The following is a 17,990-nucleotide window of genomic DNA, read 5'->3' on the forward strand; positions in this document are numbered from 1 at the left end:
ACCCGCACGACCGAACGGGTGGCAAACGGGTGGCATAGGCGCCCGTGTCGCTGAACGAGCCACGCGACGGGAACCTAGAATGTCATGATTTCACCCGATTCTTCGCCGACAGGTGGAGCGGACACCGCCACCTCCCGCGCCTCACTGAGCGGTCGCGACGGGTACGACGAGAGCTTCCTCGGGCACGAGGTGCCGCTTCCGAAGCCGGTCGATCCCCAGGTCCAGACGGTGACCCTGCCCTACACCCACTTCACCGTGGTCCTCAGACCCGACCGGCGACTGGCCGCCGCCACCGCCGTCTGCATCGACGGCCGGCAGCTGCTGGAGGACGTGCCGCGCGACGACAACTGGCGTTTCGACCCCCGGCTCCCGGAGGACCAGCAGGCCGGGAACGAGCTGTACCGGAACAACACACTGGACCGGGGCCATCTGGTCCGCCGCCTCGATCCGGTGTGGGGCGAGCGGCCCGAGGCGGTCCGGGCCAACGACGACACGTTCCACTACACCAATTCGGCTCCGCAGGCGGATGTGTTCAACCAGGGCAAGGAGGTGTGGCAGGGACTGGAGAACTACCTGCTGGACCACGCCGCGCAGTTCGACCGCAAGCTGGTGGTGATGACCGGACCTGTCCTGCACGACTCGGACCCCCCGTACCGCGGTGTGCAGGTGCCGTTGCGCTTCTGGAAGGTGGCGGCGTTCGCCCAGAACGGGTCCCTCGCCTCTACCGCGTACATCCTGGACCAGAGTCCCGACCTCACCCGGGAGGCCGAGCGGGCCTTCGCCGGCGCGAAGCCCGGAGAGCCGCCGCCACTGGGCGCCTTCCGGACCTTCCAGGTCCCGGTGTCGGACATCGCCGAGCTGACGGCGCTCGACCTCGGGCCGCTGCCGGACGCGGATCTGATGCCCGCCGCCCGGGCGCCCGAGGCACGCTGGAGGCGACTGGAGTCCCCCGCCGACACCGTTCTGAGCAGCTGACCGTCCCGGGTGCCGGCCGGCACCGTTCCGAGCGGCCGACCGGCGGACGCGGGCGCCGGCCGGCACCGGATGGCGGCCGCGCCACGCGCGACCGATACTGAGCGTGACCGGCGCTCTCGCGCCGGCGGGAGGCACCATGGGACCCAGGGTGATCTACGTCCACGGCAACGGGAACAAGATCCGCCGGGAGCTGCTCAAGCGGCAGTGGGACCTGGCCCTGTTCGGCGGCGACATGGGCGGGACGACCCGCATGGCGTACTGGGCCCCGTTGCGCCATCCGTCTCCCCTGCCGGACCGCGCCGTCGACCCGCTCGACGGCGGTGCCGACGCGTTCGACGGCCTCGCCGAGACGCCGCAGCCGCTCCCCCAGGACGTCGAACCGCCTCAGGAGTTCGTGGCGCGCACCCTCGGCGAGACGCCGTACGCGTCGGGGGGCATCGGCCAGGAGCTGCCCGGGGCCGGCGGACCGGACGACCCGCTCGGCGACTGGCTGAGCGAGATGACGTACTTCGGCGACCTGCTGGCCGAGAGCGAAGCCGGGACCGGGGTCGACACGGGGACCGGTGGCGGTCCCCGGACCGGCGGCGGGACACGGAACGGGCGGGACGGGACCGCGGGCCACGGGCCGGCGGACGGGGACTTCGCGACGGAGCCCCTGCCGGAGGTCCTGCCGCTGCCCCCGGTGGCCCGCAAGGCGCTGTTCAGGGCCCTCGTCAGACACACCTTCAAGGACGTCCACGCGTACTTCTTCACCGGGGCGGGGCAGCCGATCCGGGACCTGGTCACGGCGGAGATCGAGGAGGCGCGGGGCGCTTCCCTCATTGTGGTGGGCCACAGCCTCGGCTCCATCGTGGCGTACGAGGTCCTGCGGGAACTGGAGCGTGACGTGGAGCTGTTCGTCACCGTCGGCTCCCCGCTGGCCATCACGGAGGTGCAGGACCACCTGGCCCGGCCGCCGGCGGTGCCGCCCGGCGTGCGCGCCTGGCGCAACGTCTCGGACGTACGGGACCTGGTGGCGCTCGACCACACCCTGCGTCCCGAGTACGCCCCGGCCGACCGCGTCACGGACCTGCTGGTGGCGAACACCAGCAGGACGCACCACGGCATCTCGCAGTACTTGATGAATCCACAGGTCAGCGATGCCTGCCGGGAGCTCATGGACCGCCTTGCACGAGCCTGAACCGGGTGGAAGCATGACAAGTGGGGCAACAGACGAACGCTGCCCCGACGGGGGCACACGAAGAGGTGTGGCATGCCTCTGAAAGAACCGGAATGGGACCTCGTGACCCGGTGGGTCCGCGAGTACCTTCTCGACACCACCGACCCGCACACCCAGCTCGCAGCCGAATTCCCGCCCGAGTTCGTCTCCGCACTCCCGTTGACGGCGGTGAGCTCGGAGAACGCCCGTGCACTCGTTCAAGCTTCACGTAGAACGATCGAGCGCCAGCTCCGCCTCGTCGAGGTCATCGCGTCCAACGACCGGCTGTCCGTCCGGCCCGAGGTCGCCAAGGCCCATGAGTTCCTCGAACGCCTCCGCGAGGACCAGCACATCCATCTGTCCCGGGACAACTTCCGTACCTGCGTACTGAAGAACGGCACCGAGGTCTTCATCGACCGGCAAAGCCTGCGCGAGACGCTGCGCGGTTTCGTCGAGGACCCCGAGAAGTGGGTCCTGCTGGTCGACGGGGCGCCGGGCAGCGGCAGGTCCTACACGTACAACCTCATCCGCCACATCGGGCAGCACAGCGGCTTCAGGCCGGCACGGGTGACGCTGACCCGGACGTCGACCGCGGTCAGGGTGCTGCGGCGGCTGGCCGAGTTCGTCGCCGATCCGCACGCCGGGGTGTCCCCGCTCAACCCCACGGAGCTCAACGACCTGCTGCCGTCGATCGACGACGCCGTCCACTGGATCGTCGGGCGCGCCACCGCCGCGGACGACCGCTTCTGGATCGTCTTCGACGAGTGCGACAAGCTGGACCCCAGCTCCGACGTGTGGGACTTCATCGGCAAGCTCTCCCTGGCCATCTACGAACACGCCTCCGTGCGCGGCGACCAGGTGCCCCGGCTGGTTCTGCTCGGATACGGGCCGGCGATGCGGCAACTCCCCTACGACGTGCGGGGGAGCCTGTGCCGGGACACGGCCCGGGTCGCCGAGGCCGCCGATCTGCGGTGCTTCTTCGACCAGTACTTCCACGAATCGCCTCCCGCCGCCCTCGCCGACGCGGGCGAGGCGACGGAGGCCGCCATCGCCGACCTGGTCGAGGTGGCCGTCGAGGAGGTGCTGCGCGCCGCGAGCGCCGGCGAGGACAGCGGTGAGAGCTACATGCGGAAGGTCTGCACGGCGACGGAGGGGGCGATCCGTGTCTACCGGTCCCTCTGATCTGCGGGAGGTCTTCGCCGCCCGGCTCCGCCGGGAGCTGCACGGCGCGGAGGAGCACACGCCCGCCGTGTCCGACGCCCGCCGCGCCTACCGGGAGGCGGCCTGTCTGCTCACCCGCTTCGACCCCCAGACCCTCCGGCTGCCGGGCGAGGCCCGGCCGAACGGGAACGCCGTACTCGAACTGCTCGACGACTGCACGAGCGGCGGGGTGGAGGGCGCCGCCCTGTGGTCGCTCAAGACCGACGTACGCGAGGCGGCCCTGCGGGGGCTGGCGGATCCGCAGGCCGCCCGGCGCGCCCTGGAGTGCAACGTCGACCAGCTCCCGGACGAACCGGGGCCCGAGCAGAGCTGCCTGGCCTACCTGTCCGGCAAGGCGCGGCCCGCCCGGGCACAGAGCGCCGACGAGCTGGCCGACAGCCTCCAGGCGGTGCTGTGGCTCACCCACGTGCCGGGCATGACGGGACTTCCCGACCTGGAGGAGCTCCAGCACACCCTGGAGCGGGCGAGGCTGCTGGAACCCCTCGAACGTCTCGTTCAGGAGTCGTTCACGGGGCGCACCCGGGAACTCGGCGAGCTGCGCTCCCTCCTCGGACTGCCGGCGGGAACCGCCGCGGGCCTCCGGGCAGAGCACACCGTCGACCCGGGCGGGCGGCGCTCGCCGGGTGCGCCGCTGATCATCTACGGTCCGGGCGGGATGGGAAAGAGCACCCTGCTGGCCAAGTTCATCCTCGACAGCGCCCAGCACTCCACACCCGGGTTCCCGTTCGCCTACATCGACTTCGAGCGCCCCACGCTCTCCGTGCACGAACCGATCACGCTCATCGTGGAGGTGGCCCGTCAGCTGGGCGTCCAGTACCCCTCGCACCGTGCGGAGTTCGACGCGCTCGGCGACGAGGGTCAGCAGGCCGCGGGCAGCCAGCGCGAGGGGCAGGAACGGGTGACCCAGCTGCACCGGCTCGCCACCACCCGGGCCGTCCTGGGGCGCAGTTCGTCGCAGGAGTTCCAGCGGGCGGCCACCGAGCGGGAGACCGGCCTCATCCGCAGGATCGCGGACGTCCTGGTACGGGCGCTGGCCGGGGCGGGCCAGCAGGATCCGCCGTTCCTGCTGGCCCTGGACTCGTTCGAGGCGGCGCAGTACCGCGGGTCGCCGGTGCTCGGCCGGATCTGGGCCATCATCAACACCTGGCAGGCGATATACCCGCCGATGCGCCTGGTGGTCTCCGGGCGGGCACCGGTCGGGCACCCCTCGCAGACCATGGCACCGCTGGGCATGGAACTGCGCGACCTCGACCCGGAGGCGGCCGTCGGTCTGCTGGAGGCGTGCGGGGTCACGGATCACGGCGTGGCGCGGGCGCTGGCGGACCGGGTCGGCGGACACCCGCTCAGCCTGAAGCTCGCGGCCCGCGCGGCCGCCCTCGCCGGCGGCGACACCGACCGGATGGGCGACCTGATCAGCAGCCTGCCCGCCCGGCGGCGGCACTTCTTCCACCGCGTGGACCAGATGCTGGTCCAGGGCATCCTGTACGACCGGATCCTCAATCACATCGCCCACGAGGAGGTGCGCCGCCTGGCCCATCCGGGGCTCGTGCTGCGCGTCATCACCCCGGAGATCATCAAGGACGTCCTGGCCGAGCCCTGCGGGCTGCGGGTGGAGACCATGGACGACGCCCGGACGTTGTTCCACGAGCTCTCCCGGCTCGACCTGGTCGAGCCGGCCGGTGCCGAGGCGCTGCGGCACCGGCCGGACGTCCGGGCCATCATGCTGCGGCTCACGGGCACCGACCGCAACGCCCTGACCCGCGACGTGGAGCAGCGCGCGATCGCCTACTACGCCGCCCGGGAGGGGGTGGAGGCGCGTGCCGAGGAGATCTACCACCGGCTGCGGCTCGACGAGAACCCACGTGCGGTGGAGGAGCGGTGGCTGCCGGGGGTCGAGCTGTTCCTCACCGGGGCGCAGGAGGACATGGGGCCCAGGGCGGCCGGTCTGCTGACGGCGAAGCTCGGGCTCGGCGCCCAGGACCGGGTGATGGCGGGGGCCGATCAGGAGGACTGGGAGCGGATCGCCGCCCAGGTGGTCGAGGACCTGCTCGCCCAGGGTCACACCCAGAACGCGGTCATCAAACTGGGCGAGCGCCGGCCCTGGACGCCGTGCAGCCCCCTGCACGCGCTGCTGGCGGAGACACTGAACCGGTTGGGGCGGCCCGACCAGGCCCGTGAGACGGTGTCGAAGGCTCTCAGCGGCGTGGAGGCCGCCGGGTGCGGGGAACGCCGGCTGGAACTGCTGCTCCTCTCCGCCCGGCTGGCGGAGGAGGCGGGCGACCGGGAGAGCGCCGATCGCGATCTGCGCGTGGCCGAGGACATCGCGGTGGGGCTCGGTCAGGAGCTGGAGGCCATGGGGGCCCTGCTGGCCAGGACCCGGCTGGCGGCCGGCGGCGACGGGGACGACGACGCCGACGGCCGGCTCGCCCAGCGGCTGCGGCGGCTGCCCGACGCCGTCCTGGCCGACCAGCCCGTACTCGTACGAGCGGTCGCGTCGCAGATCTACACGATGGACTCCCACGCGCTCGATCACGTCCTCGATCTGGTGGGCCTGCCCGACGACGAGGAGGTTCCCGACATCCTCGGCTCGGCGATCCGCCGCGCGGTGCGGGGGGAGCCCGGTCTGATGCCGGTGCTGATGCCGCTGCTGGGTGACGCCGCCGTGCCGCCCCGGGGCGGTACGGCGCCGTCCAGCATCACCGAGATCCTGCGGCTGGCGCGCGAGCAGGGCAACCTCGACCAGCTGGCGCGGCGGCTGCTGTCGGTGCGCGACGGGAGCGGCCTGATCGTCGCCGGGGTGGCGGCGGCGATGGGGCTGGGCTCCGCCGGCCGGGCACGGGCGCGGTCCGGCGCTCGGGCCGACAGCGACGGACGGGGAACGCCATGACCGCGTATCTGTCGAGCGAGGAACTGCGCCGGGTGGCGGGCGCGGCGCTGGAGAGCGGGCTGGCCGACCCGTCGGTCCGGCCGCTGCTGTTCGACGGGATCATGCCCAGGTACCGCGGCACGCTGCCGTTGCTCGCGGCCCCCGGCCGGCAGGTGCAGTCGGACCTCGGCGAGATGAACCGGGTCGAGCGGCTCGTGGACGGTTCCGTACCGCTGGAGATCTGGCTGCGCAACGCGGTGGCCGAGACGACCGAGGCGGCGGCGCTCGCCGTGCTCCAGCGTGCCCTGGACGACGTGGCCAGGAAGGCGGGCGGGGAACCGGACGCGCTCTCGGGGGCCGGCACCCCCGAGATGAAGGAGCAGATCGTCCACCGGGACGACACGGTCCCGTTCGGGTTCCTGAGGGGCGGTGAGCTGGCCGGTACGGCGGTCGCGCGGATCAAGGTCCCGCCGTACGAAGGAGGCGCGCCGCTCCAGCCGAACGGCTACCCGCACTCGGGGACAGGCTGGCTGATCGCCCCCGACCTCATCGTCACCAACCACCACGTGGTCAACGCCCGGAGCGGCACGGGCGACGGGCGCCCCCGCGCGGCCGAGGACGATCTGCTTCTCCAGGCGCGGCACGCGCGTGCCAGGTTCGACTACGACACGGACGACGTCGAGTCCGAGGAGGCCACCGTGGGTGAACTCGTGGCGGCGGACCCGGATCTGGACTACGCGGTCCTCCGGCTGACCGCCGCACCGTCCCGGCCGGTGCTGAGACTGGCGACGAGGGCGCTCACGGTCGCCCGGGGCGACGTCGTCCCCGTCAACATCATCCAGCACCCGGGGGGACAGCCGAAGCGGGTCGCGCTGCGCAACAACCTCGTCTACGAGGCGGACGAGCACGATCTGCGCTATTTCACCGATACGCGGGGCGGGTCCTCGGGGTCGCCCGTCCTCACCGACGACTGGAAGGTGGTGGCGCTCCACAGGGGGACGCGGCGCGTGGAGGACGTGATGTTCCAGGGCAGGACGACGGCCTTCGTGAACGTCGGTACCCAGATGACCGCCGTCATGCGTCATCTGGCGGCCATCAGCCCCGGTGTCCACGCGGAGATCGAGGCGGCACAGCGCGATGGAGGAGGTTGACATGAGGCGTCGGAACGGGTCACCGGTGGCGACGGACGTCGAACAGGTCTTCTCGGACCTGGAAGGGGTCGCCCGGCGCGTCCGGGCGGGACTGGGGCGGGAAGTCCCCGAGTCGTCCCAGGATCTCCCGCCGGACCAGGAGCCCGCCGAGGAGATAGGGCAGTTCGCCGGGCAGGAGCGCGACCGGATCCTCGCAGCCGGCGCGGACGGACTGGAGAAGCTCGCCGAGGGGCGTGCGGACGAGATCACCGATGACGAGTCCTTCGGCATGGAGGCGATCGTCCTGCTCGAAGGCAGGCCGGCCATTCTCGTCCGGGGCAACGACTTCGCGTCCCAGGAGGGCGACTGGGCGGTGCTCGACGGGCACCGGGAGTCGATCCGCGCCTCGACCGCGCGCGTCGGCCGGGTCGAGGTGTCGGGCCACGTGAACCTCGACTGGATCGGCACCGGTTTCCTGGTCGGCCAGGACGTCATCATGACGAACCGGCATGTGGCCATGGAGTTCGCCGGAGGAGACGGTGAGAGGTACTTCTTCCAGCAGGGCATGTCCGCCCGGCTCGACATGGCCGAGGAGTACGGCGCCGTGGAACAGAACGGCGGGCCCGCCTTCGAGGTCACCGAGGTGCTGGGCATCCACTCCGAGGTCGACATGGCCCTGCTGCGGGTCGCGCCGTCCGACGGGGCGGGCTCCCTGCCCACGCCGCTGGCCGTGGCCGGCGACGCGCCCGCCGACCTCCCCGGCCGCCCGGTGTACTGCGTCGGCTACCCGGCGTGGGACGGCCGCCGCAACGAACCGGAGTCGATGCGGCGGATCTTCATGGACATCTACAACGTCAAGCGCCTCCAGCCGGGTACCGCCACCGAGCTGCTGGCGGAGCAGAACGTCATGCGGCACGACTGCTCCACGCTCGGCGGCAACAGCGGCTCGCCGGTCTTCGACCTGACCGACCACCGGGTCCTGGGGCTCCACTTCGGGGGCCGCTACCGGACGGGCAACTACGCGGTACCGCTGTGGCAGTTGGTGGACGATCCCCTGCTGAGCGGCGCCGGGGTCAACTTCGTGTGAGGGAGCAGTGGTCGAGCAGTTCCGCCGGGCCGGCACCGGCCGGTCTGACGACGGTGTGACCGGCCGGCGGGCGAGGCCCGTCGGTCAGCCAGTCCTCCAGGGCGGTGAAGGCGGAGCGGTGACAGGGCACGAGGGGGCGCAGCCGGCCGGGGAAGACGTCGACGAGCGAGTCGGTGTGGGTGCCGTCCTCGATCCGGTAGTAGCGGTGCAGGCCGCCGCGCCCCGCCTCGCGCACCATGCGCGCGTACACATCGGAGTCCTCGCCGATGGGCAGCAGCACGTCGAGGGTGCCGTGCACCGTGATCAGCGGCTTTCCGATCCGGCCCGTGAGCTCGATCCGCTCCACCGCGTCGTGTGTCCCGCTCGGCCGGGCCGCGTACGCGTAGTCCGCGTCACAGGCCGGTGCCCCCGGGGCGCAGTACGGGGTGCCCGCCTCGGCCGCGCCGTCGAAGTCCGGGTCCAGCTCCTCCCGGTAGATACGCTGCGTCAGGTCCCAGTAGACCCGGTGGTGGTAGGGCCAGAGGAATTCCGATCCCGCCGGGAACCCGGCGGCGTGGAGGGCGGCCGTGGCGTCCTCGGCGTCCGGTCCGCCGGCGGCGTGGGCCGGGTAGTGACGCAGGGCGAGAGGAAGCGAGGTGAGCGGGTTGGGTCCTGCGGAGCGCCAGAGGGTGCCCTCCCAGTCGACTCCGCCGTCGTACAGCTCGGGATGGTTCTCCAGCTGCCAGCGCACGAGGTAGCCGCCGTTGGACATGCCGGTCACCAGGGTGCGCACCGGTGGGCGGTGGTAGCGCTGGGCGGTCACGGCGCGGGCGGCACGGGTGAGCTGGGTGAGGCGGCTGTTCCACTCGGCGATGGCGTCGCCCGGTGCGCGGCCGTCGCGGTGGAAGGCGATGCCGGTGTTGCCCTTGTCGGTGGTGGCGAACGCGTACCCGCGGGCGAGGACCCAGTCGCCGATGGCCCGGTCGTTGGCGTACTGCTCGCGGTTGCCGGGCGTGCCGGAGACGACCAGGCCGCCGTTCCACCGGTCGGGAAGCCGGATCACGAACTGGGCGTCGTGGTTCCAGCCGTGGTTGGTGTTGGTGGTGGAGCTGTCGGGGAAGTAGCCGTCGATCTGGATGCCGGGAACCCCGGTGGGGACGGCGAGGTCCTTGGGGGTGAGACCGGCCCAGTCCGCCGGGTCGGTGTGACCGGTCCGGACGGTCCCCGCGGTCGTCAGCTCGGCGAGGCGCGCCGCCCGCTGGTGGGCGGCGCCGGGCACGCGCGGAGGCACGGCGGCGGACGTGGACCGGGCGGGGGCGCCCGTGCCCGGATCGACCTGCGGGGAAGCACCCGCGGCCCCGCTCGGGGCGGCCCCCGCCATGAGCGCGAGGAGGGCCATGAGGAAGGTGAGCAGGCGCGAGGTGGCCGTGACGGGCGACGGGCGCGATGGCATGAGGGGCTCCTGGATGGCGTGCGGCTGCCGTGGGGCCCCGCCGATGGGCCGGCGAAGGTCCCCGGACCGGGACCGTACGGGCGAGGCCCGGAGCGGGAATATGGCCATGGACACCACACTCCGATCAACTCCCGTCCGCGGCCGAGGGGTTGCGCGGTACGGGAGGCGGCTGCTAAGGCGTGTCCACGCGGCGGCTTAGGCCGCCCGGAGGGCGGGACGGGCGGTGACCGGCGCACGGACCCGTCAGACGGAAGGGGGCCCGGGGGCGGGTGCCCCGGCGTGCCCGAGGCGGTGTCGCCGGGGTCCGTCCGCTCGGCAGGGGTCCCGCGGGCGGCGGAGGAGCGGCGGCGGGCGGGCCGGGAGTGCCCAGGTCCCCGCGCGGGGGCCGGCGCGGCGCCGGGGTCCGGTGGGCCGGAAGCGTCCATTCGGGGCCTCCCCCGCGCCGCCCGTGCCCCCGTACGCCCTCCCGGGGTATGCGAGGTGCATGCCCGACAAGTCTTCCGGCGCCGTGGGCCGGGAACGGTGGATCAGACGGTGGCACGGCGCGTTCCACGGCTCGGCCGCCGGGCGCGGCTGGCGGCGGGGCCACCAATTGGAGCTGATGCATCGCGCGATGGGGTTCGCCGCCCTCGGGTTCCTGACGCTGGTACCGCTGCTCATCGTGGTGGCGGCGGCCGATCCGGCGAACGGCCAGGGGTTCGCGCAGTGGCTTTCCGACGGCCTGGGGGTGGAGACGGCGTCGGTGGACGAGGTGGAGCTGCTCTTCGCCCCGCCGGGCCAGGCCCTCGAATCGACGACCGGTTTCGGTCTGGCGGCGCTGGCGGTGTTCGGTCTGACGTTCGGGGGCGTGGTGCAGACGGGCTATGAGAAGGTCTGGGAGCTGCCGGCCGCCCGCTGGCACACGATGTGGCGCCACCTCGTGTGGCTCACCATGCTCATCGCCTATCTGCTGCTGTCGGCGCACCTCGCCTTCGACGCCGGCGCGGGGATCGGGATCCTGTGGCGCGGCGCGATCGCCGCGGCGGGCGCGGTGCTGTTCTTCTGGTGGTCGCAGCGGTTGCTGCTCGGCGGGCGGATGGCCTGGAGCGCCCTGTTCCCCGGCGCAGTGATGACCGTGGCCGGGCTGATCGGGCTGCGGGTCTTCTCCCGTCTGGTGTTCTCGCCGCTGATCGCGTCGAACGCCGTGGCGTACGGCCCGGTGGGCACCATGCTGGTGGTCCAGTCGTGGCTCGTCGGGGTCGGATTCGTCGTCTTCGGCGGCGCGATGGCAGGCCGGCTGATGTACGAGGAGCGCTGGCACCTGGCGCGCGTGCTCGGACGGCTCGGCAGCCGGCTGCCCGGGCGTCGGTGACGGTCGCGGTCTTCCTCACCCGGCCGCCCGGCCCGGGCTCGTGAGGTACCACCGGACAGGGCGCCACGGCCGTGCACCCCCGTGCACGGACGCGGCCCCTCAGGAGCCGGCCGGCACCGCGTAGTCCCCGAAGCCGGCCCAGTCGAGGACGACACAGCTCTCGTCGCCCAGCACCCAGGCGTCGTGCCCGGGAGCGACGGAGATGAAGTCGCCGGGACCCGCTTCGGCCGTCTCGCCGTCATTCATGACGATCTTCATACGGCCGCTGACGATGTAACCGGTGTGGGCGGCCTGACAGCTGTCGGTACCGGCGATGGGGCCGACGTGCTCGGTCCACCGCCAGCCCGGTTCGAAGACCGCCCGTCCGACCGGCCCGTGATCCGTGGTGAGCAGGGCGAGCTGCCCCTTGCCGTCCTCGAACGGGCGCGTCTCGTCGGCTGAGTCGAAGTTCCTGCACACGAGTCCGGCCATGATCATCCGCCTCCCGGCGGGCGAGTAGGGCCCCGAGTCCACTTCCAGGTTACGCCGGGCCGGTACCGCCGGCCGCGCCGTGGACGGGCGCCGCGCCCGGGGGTGGACCCGGGACGACGTCCACCCGACCGGGGGATCCCGCGTCGCGTGCCCCATGGCCACCCGTCCGGGGGTACGGGCCGCCCGGGCGCCGGCCCGGCCCGGGGATCGCGCAGAGCGGGCACGGGCGGCGCCGCCCGGGGCCGCCGGTCGCGCGCCGGGGCCGAAATCGTAGACTTCTCGGCCGCTGCCCGCGCTCGCACCCCCGGAGGACCGTCCATGACCGGCGTCATCATCGTCTTCTTCGCCCTCGCGGCGGTGACCCTCGCGCTGGCGCTCGCAGACCAGCGGTGGCTGTACCGGCGTCTCATGGCGTGGCGGTACCGCGACCCCGCGGCACACGAGCCTTCCGACGCCGCCTGCCGAGCGGGCCGCGTCCTGGCCTTCCTGGTCTGCGGCGCGCTGCTGTTCATGGGTTTCCGGGCCCTCGACTTCACCGACGACTCGTCCTGGAACCGGAGCGAGCTGCGTTCCGTGGTGGAGGCGGCGGCCGGATCGCTGGAGGAGGACGCGCATATCGGCGGCGCGGGCGGCGCGGAGGGCCTGATCAGGGACGCGCTGCGCGACGCCGCGGACTCCGACGGGGAGGGGCCGTCGTACGACCTCGCCGTGGAGGCCCAGGGTGCGCAGAAGTACGCGATCTCCACCCTCACGGGTGAGTATCCGTTCTGCCTCACCCTCGGTGAGGAGGAGTCGTCCGGGGGCGGGGTCGCCGTGCCGGGCGCGGACGGTTCGACCACCGTCATCACCGAGTACGACCTCACGGCCGACGTCAGCGAGGGGCGCTGCTCCTGAGGTCAGGCGGAGCAGACGGGGCGGCCGGCACGGCCGGAGGCACCCGCGGGGCGGGGCGGATCGGCGCGATCGGGAAGCGCGGGCGCAGCGCCGGCCGGGTCCGAGTACGGCCGTGCGCACAGTTCGTACTCCGACCTGACGATCCGACGGGTGGCGCGGCGGAATTCGAGCGTGGAGCCCGGCCACAGGGTCGTGTTGCGGCCACGGGGGTCCATGTACCAGCTGCTGCAGCCCCCGGTGCTCCACACGGTCCGCCTCAGCCTCCGGTCCACCTCCGCGTTCCACGCGTGCACGGCTTCCCCACGGGGGGCGAGCGCCGCGCCCGGCCCCGCCCCGTCCAGAACCCTGAGGTAGTCCATGAGGTAGTTCAGCTGTGACTCGATCATGAGGACCAGGGACGAGTTGCCGAGACCGGTGTTGGGCCCCAGCATCGTGAGGAAGTTGGGGAACCCCGCCACGGTCGAGCCGCGCAGGGCGCGCATCCCGCCGCGCCACGCCTCGGCGAGCGTGGCACCGCCGGCACCCACCACCCGGTGGGCGATCGGCGGGTCGGTGGCACGGAATCCCGTACCGAAGATGATCACGTCCGCGTCGGTGTGGGTGCCGTCCCAGGCGATCAGCGTGGAGCCGCGCACCTCGGCCACCGCGGAGGTGATCACCTTGACGTGCGGAAGGGTCAACGCCGGGTAGAACGTGCTGGACACGAGGATGCGCTTGCAACCGATGCGGTAGTCGGGCGTCAGCTTGTCCCTCAGCTCGGGGTCCTCGACGGCCCTGTTCAGGTGGGCGAGCGCCATCGCCTCGAAGAGCGCCAGCCCCGCCGGCAGGCGGGTGAAGGCACGGGTCATGACCTCCCTGATGCCCCACGCCACGGCCCGCCGGGCGGCCGCCGTGACGGGGGCGCGCCGGTGCAGCCACTGTTCGAGGCCGGTGATCCGCCGGTCGAGGCGCGGCACGACCCAGGCGGGGGTGCGCTGGAACAGCCGCAACTCGCGCACCATCGGAGCGATGGCCGGGACGATCTGGACCGCGGAGGCACCGTTTCCGATGACGGCGACCCGCTTGCCGCGCAGGTCGATCCGGGGGTCCCAGCGCGCCGAGTGGACCGCGTGGCCGCGGAAGGACTCCAGTCCCGCGATGGTGGGCAGGCTCGGCTCCGACAGCGGGCCGGTGGCACACACCACGACGTCCGCCGTCCACCGGCCGCGTGTCGTGGAGATCTCCCAGTGCGTCCGGGCGGCGTTCCACCGCATCAGCTGCACGTCACGGCCCAACTTCAGGTGCTGACGCAGGCCGTGACGGTCCGCCACGTCCTCCAGATAAGCTCGAATGTGCTCTTGACGCGAGAACACCCGTGGCCAACCGGGGTGCGGCGCGAAGGAGTACGAGTACAGGTGCGCGGGCACGTCACAGGCGGACCCGGGGTAGGTGTTGTCCCGCCACGTTCCGCCGATCCCCCCTGACCGCTCCAACACCACGAAATCCCGCAGGCCTTCGCTTCTGAGCCGGGCCGCGACCCCCAGTCCGCTGAGTCCCGCCCCGATGACCGCGACCCGTACATGCCGCGCACTCGTGCCTTCGCACACGTCCCGCAACTCCAGTCCTCTTTCGGCCAAACCGTTGATCACATAGAGTATCTAAGCAGCTGCACACAGTATGCAAAGCTGAGGTGGCTGGCCCCTGTTCGTCCCCCCTCATCGCGGAGCTGTACGTGAACACACCAGCCGGCCCCAGACTCGGAGCCGTGGACCGGAGCCTGCTGTACCGATCGGACCGCCGTCAGCCGATCACCGGTTTCTTCCTCGACTTCGCCGGACATCCGCCGCATACCCATGAGTTGGCGACGCGGATCCTCCGCCGGGCGGCGCACCTCCCCGCGCTCAACCTGCTCCCGCCCGCGCCGTACGGGCAGCGCTGGCGCCCTCGCGTCCGCTGCCTCGACCCGTCGGTGCACGTGCGTCACCGCACGGACCTCGCCGGGTACGCCGATCTCGCCCAGGTCACCGACGACCTTCTCCAGCATCCGCTGGCCGCCGCCGGGCACCCCCGGTGGGACGTGTGGCTGCTCTCCGGCTTCGCACCGGGCCGCTTCCGGATCGGCTACCGGATCCACCACGCCCAGCAGGACGGCGCCGGCGCGGCGCACGGGGCCCTGGCCCTGCTCACGGACACCCCCGCCGACAGCCCCTGCGGCCCCAGGCCGTATCCCGCCCTGCGTCCCGGTGTGGCCGGCCTGGTCCATCTGGGCCGCGATCTGATCCGTTCCCTGCGCGCCGACCGGCAGTGGGGCCGGGCGGCCCGCGCGGCCGGGCAGCGCTCCGCGCTCACCTACGAGGACGTCCCCGAACAGCGGCTGCGCGATCTGGCGTCCAGGTGGGGCGCGAGCCTCAACGACGTCTCCCTGGCCGGGCTCGCCATGGCGCTGCGGTCCTGGCGCGAGCGGCGGACCGGCGGCGCCGCCTGCCCGGACGTGCCCGTGCTGGTGCCGATGTCCACGCGCCAGGCGCACGAGACGCACACGCCCGGCAACCGTCTGGCCCTCCCGCGGCTGTCCCTGCCGTGCTCCGCTGCCGACCTCGCCGCCGCGGTGAGGGACGTGCGCCGCCAGACCGAGGCGGTGCGGCGCTCCGGCAGGCGGGACGCGGAGCGCGTCGCCCTCGCGTCCGTGCCGGCCCGTGTGGGCGTCTGGGCCACCCGCGCGATGACCGATCCGCGTACGCTGCCCCTTGTCGCGAGCAGCCTCTCGATGCCCTGCCCCTCCCCGTGCTTCGGCGCGCGCCTGGTGGCGGCGTCGATGTTCTGCGACCGGCCGGAGGGGCTTCTGGCGTACGTGTCCTTCACCCGCCTGCCGGGCACGGTGCGGTGCACGGTCGTCTGCGACGCGGCGGACTCGGCGCAGGCGCGCGGGATCGCGCGCCTCTGGCGGGGCGCGCTGCATCCGCAGGACGCCCCCTGAGCGGGGCCTCAGCCGCCGAACAGGCCGAGACCGTGGAGGTAGAGGGCGAGAAGGGCGGCCACGCAGGCGAGTACCGCCCAGGAAGCGAGGCCGGTGTGCCTTCCGCCGCGGGCCGGGCGCTTCGTCCTGCGGGACCCGCGCCGCTTCCCCGTGCGTCCGGGTCCGCCGGACCGGTCCGCCTTCCGGGCCGCCGGGCCCGCCACGCGCGGCGCCGCGTCGGCGGCGGCCTCGGCGAGCAGGCGGCGGCAGGTCGCGGCCAGTTCCCCCGTCCCCGCCGTCAGCGGAACGATCATTTCCGACCGGGCGGGGGCGGTGGTGCCGCCCTCGAGGATGCGTCCCGCCCGCACGAGTATCTCGTCCCGGCCTCCGGCGGGGGCGAGGCTGATCCAGCGCTGGACGTGCTCCCCCCGGATCACGACGCCCCCGGCGCGTTCTCGGTAGATCGTGTGCTCCCGCCAGAGAAGCCCGGCCAACTCCCCCGCCGTCTCCCTCAGTTGCGGACTCAAGGCCCTCCCCCTTCGCCGTGCGTCACCATGATCGAGCACCGCACTCTAACGTCAGGTACACACCAAGGCAGCTCCGGGGGCCCGCTCGCGCCGAGCCCGGACCGGCGGCGGGCGGCGGCGCCGGACGAGGCGGTGGGCGGGAGGGGGCGGACGCGACCGGTCGCCCGCCGGACTGCCGTGCGCTCCGGCACCGCTCGGCACGGTCACTCACCCGCCCGCTCCGCCAGGACGCGCGACGCGCCGTGTGCCAGCATGCTGGAGCGGGCTCACACGACAGGGGGGTGAGCTGGAGGACGCAGATGCACGACATACAGCAGCAGGACAGGGCTCCGGTGGCCACCGACCGGCCGGTCGGCGGAGCGGCAGAGCTCCGCCGCTCGGGATTCGCGCGCTACCGCGCGCAGGATCTCGGTCTCGGCCCGGCGGACGGCGCGTCGGCCGGGAGCCTCGCCGACGAGCTGGCGGCGATCACGTCCGCCTTCGCGGAACTGCCGCCCGACCCCTACGCACCGACGACCAACCGCTTCCGCAGGTACTCGCACGCCGCCTACCTGCCGTGGAGCGGCGAGCTCTCCTGGATCCCCGGACTGCCCCACCCCGAGTACGGCTCGGTCACCGAGTACTACCAGGACGGGCACAACCCGGAGTACCCGGAGATGCAGCGCCTCCTGCCGGACGTGCCGGCCGCGCTGCGCGAGAGCCGGCTGCTGGAGCACCTCATCCGCTTCGACATCGAGCAGGCACTGTGGCTCGACGAACTGCGGCGGGCACCTGTGTACGCGGGCGTCCACATGATCAAGCTCTCCGTCCGGGACGCCGATCAGATCGCCGTCTCCTCACCCGACTGCCTCCACCAGGACGGCGGGTCCTCGGCGACGTTCACCTTCGCCCACCTCATCAGGTGCGACAACATCGTCGGCGGCGAGAACGTGATCGCCACCCCGGAGAGCGCGGGCCGGCAGCCCGGGGAGCTGCCCGCGGAGGCCGTGCACGCCCGCTTCACCCTGGCCGACCCGCTCGACACCTATGCCGTCCACGATCCCCGCGTGAGCCACTACGTCGCCCCGGTGCGGCTGGGCGCGGGCCCCGGACAGGGGGAGCGCTGCATCCTCATCGTCGGTCTGGCCCCCTTCGCCCCACGCCTTTGACGCGAACGACGTGTGCGAGGTACCCGAATGCTGATGCAACCCCGGGGGGTCTACGGGCCTCAGGGCGACTCCCACCTGCTCAAGGAAGCCCTGGAGAGGGCGGCCGCGCCGAACGGTGCCCGCGTGCTCGACGTGTGCACCGGGACCGGTGTGATCGCGCTGACGGCGGCGCGCCTCGGAGCACGCGAGGTCCAGGCCGTCGACACCTCGTACCGGGCGGTGCTGACCGCCCGGTGCAACGTGTGGCTCGCCCGGCCCCCCGCACCGGTCCGGGTCCGCCACGGGGACTTCCGCACCTGCCTGACGGGGCAGCGCTTCGATGTGATCACCGCAAACCCGCCCTATGTGCCCTGTCCCGGCCACGAGCGGGGACGATCGAGTCTGGCCGGCGCGTGGGACGCCGGTCCGGACGGACGGCAGCTGCTGGACGTGCTGTGCGTCATGGCGCCCGAACTCCTCGACGCCGACGGCACCTTGCTCATGGTGCACTCCGACATCGCGCGACCCGCCCTGACGTTGCGGATGCTGAGCGACGCGGGGCTCAAGTCCTCGATCGTCGCGCGCAGGACGCAGCCCTTCGGCCCCGTGCTGCGCTCACGCGCCGCCTGGCTGGAGCAGCAGGGCCTGATCGCACCGGGACGACGGCACGAGGAACTGGTGGTGATCCGCGCCGACCGCGGGGCCTAAGAGGTATCCGGGAAGTGCGTTCAGTGGCTTCTGTGCCGACTTCGGTTCACCCGGGCGCCTCCCCCGGA

General features: G+C 72.9%; 15 protein-coding genes. 11 read left to right on the forward strand and 4 right to left on the reverse strand.

All coding sequences use genetic code 11. The features are described from left to right. The first annotated feature begins 84 nt into the window (after positions 1-84). The 6 genes from PUR26_RS33985 to PUR26_RS34010 all read left to right on the forward strand — a co-directional run bounded on the left by PUR26_RS33985 (position 85) and on the right by PUR26_RS34010 (position 8,477). Positions 85-975, forward strand: coding sequence for a DNA/RNA non-specific endonuclease (locus tag PUR26_RS33985; RefSeq protein ID WP_329878680.1), 891 nt, complete (start codon positions 85-87; stop codon positions 973-975). Positions 976-1,111: 136 nt separating this feature from the next. Continuing rightward, entirely contained in the window at positions 1,112-2,155 is a 1,044-nt protein-coding gene (locus tag PUR26_RS33990; protein WP_329878681.1) for a hypothetical protein, read from the forward strand. A gap of 72 nt (positions 2,156-2,227) precedes the next feature. Then, on the forward strand, positions 2,228-3,355 hold the full coding sequence (locus PUR26_RS33995; RefSeq protein ID WP_329878682.1) for a hypothetical protein: 1,128 nt from the start codon (positions 2,228-2,230) through the stop codon (positions 3,353-3,355). After that, positions 3,336-6,281 (forward strand): ATP-binding protein, encoded by a 2,946-nt coding sequence (locus tag PUR26_RS34000; RefSeq protein WP_329878683.1) that lies wholly within the window; start codon positions 3,336-3,338, stop codon positions 6,279-6,281. The genes PUR26_RS33995 and PUR26_RS34000 overlap by 20 nt, the downstream gene beginning before the upstream one ends. Continuing rightward, complete coding sequence (locus PUR26_RS34005; protein WP_329878684.1) at positions 6,278-7,411, forward strand: trypsin-like peptidase domain-containing protein; 1,134 nt, start codon at positions 6,278-6,280, stop codon at positions 7,409-7,411. The genes PUR26_RS34000 and PUR26_RS34005 overlap by 4 nt, the downstream gene beginning before the upstream one ends. Before the next feature lies 1 nt (position 7,412). Then, entirely contained in the window at positions 7,413-8,477 is a 1,065-nt protein-coding gene (locus PUR26_RS34010) for a trypsin-like serine peptidase (protein ID WP_329878685.1), read from the forward strand. Here PUR26_RS34010 and PUR26_RS34015 read toward each other — a convergent pair. After that, positions 8,464-9,909 (reverse strand): 3-hydroxybutyrate oligomer hydrolase family protein, encoded by a 1,446-nt coding sequence (locus tag PUR26_RS34015; RefSeq protein ID WP_329878687.1) that lies wholly within the window; start codon positions 9,907-9,909, stop codon positions 8,464-8,466. The two genes, PUR26_RS34010 and PUR26_RS34015, sit on opposite strands and share 14 nt — an antisense overlap. A gap of 484 nt (positions 9,910-10,393) precedes the next feature. Between PUR26_RS34015 and PUR26_RS34020 the strand changes: the two genes are divergently transcribed. Beyond that, entirely contained in the window at positions 10,394-11,260 is an 867-nt protein-coding gene (locus tag PUR26_RS34020; RefSeq protein WP_443077259.1) for a ribonuclease BN, read from the forward strand. Positions 11,261-11,359: 99 nt separating this feature from the next. Here the strand turns inward: PUR26_RS34020 and PUR26_RS34025 are convergent, their stop codons facing one another. Continuing rightward, positions 11,360-11,731: a cupin domain-containing protein gene (locus PUR26_RS34025; protein WP_329878689.1), complete on the reverse strand. Its 372-nt coding sequence runs from the start codon at positions 11,729-11,731 to the stop codon at positions 11,360-11,362. A 318-nt stretch (positions 11,732-12,049) separates the two neighbouring features. Here PUR26_RS34025 and PUR26_RS34030 point away from each other — a divergent pair, with 318 nt between their 5' ends. Beyond that, positions 12,050-12,625 carry a hypothetical protein gene (locus PUR26_RS34030; RefSeq protein WP_329878691.1) on the forward strand — a complete coding sequence of 192 codons (576 nt, stop codon included), beginning with the start codon at positions 12,050-12,052 and terminating at the stop codon, positions 12,623-12,625. 2 nt (positions 12,626-12,627) lie between these two features. On the opposite strand, the gene PUR26_RS34035 is transcribed toward PUR26_RS34030, so the two are convergent. Further along, positions 12,628-14,211, reverse strand: coding sequence for a flavin-containing monooxygenase (locus PUR26_RS34035; RefSeq protein ID WP_329878853.1), 1,584 nt, complete (start codon positions 14,209-14,211; stop codon positions 12,628-12,630). A gap of 158 nt (positions 14,212-14,369) precedes the next feature. Here PUR26_RS34035 and PUR26_RS34040 point away from each other — a divergent pair, with 158 nt between their 5' ends. Further along, positions 14,370-15,581, forward strand: a complete 1,212-nt coding sequence (locus tag PUR26_RS34040) for a wax ester/triacylglycerol synthase domain-containing protein (protein WP_329878693.1) — start codon at positions 14,370-14,372, stop codon at positions 15,579-15,581. Between the two features lie 8 nt (positions 15,582-15,589). Here PUR26_RS34040 and PUR26_RS34045 read toward each other — a convergent pair whose 3' ends face one another. Beyond that, positions 15,590-16,087: a hypothetical protein gene (locus PUR26_RS34045; RefSeq protein WP_329878695.1), complete on the reverse strand. Its 498-nt coding sequence runs from the start codon at positions 16,085-16,087 to the stop codon at positions 15,590-15,592. Between the two features lie 299 nt (positions 16,088-16,386). On the opposite strand from PUR26_RS34045, the gene PUR26_RS34050 reads away from it, so the two are divergent. Beyond that, entirely contained in the window at positions 16,387-17,235 is an 849-nt protein-coding gene (locus PUR26_RS34050; RefSeq protein WP_329878697.1) for a 2OG-Fe dioxygenase family protein, read from the forward strand. Positions 17,236-17,262: 27 nt separating this feature from the next. Beyond that, positions 17,263-17,922: a HemK2/MTQ2 family protein methyltransferase gene (locus PUR26_RS34055; RefSeq protein ID WP_329878699.1), complete on the forward strand. Its 660-nt coding sequence runs from the start codon at positions 17,263-17,265 to the stop codon at positions 17,920-17,922. Positions 17,923-17,990 lie beyond the last annotated feature (68 nt).

Origin of the sequence: Streptomyces sp. SP18CS02 (genome assembly GCF_036322365.1) — a bacterium.
In the GTDB taxonomy this organism is placed as follows: domain Bacteria; phylum Actinomycetota; class Actinomycetes; order Streptomycetales; family Streptomycetaceae; genus Streptomyces.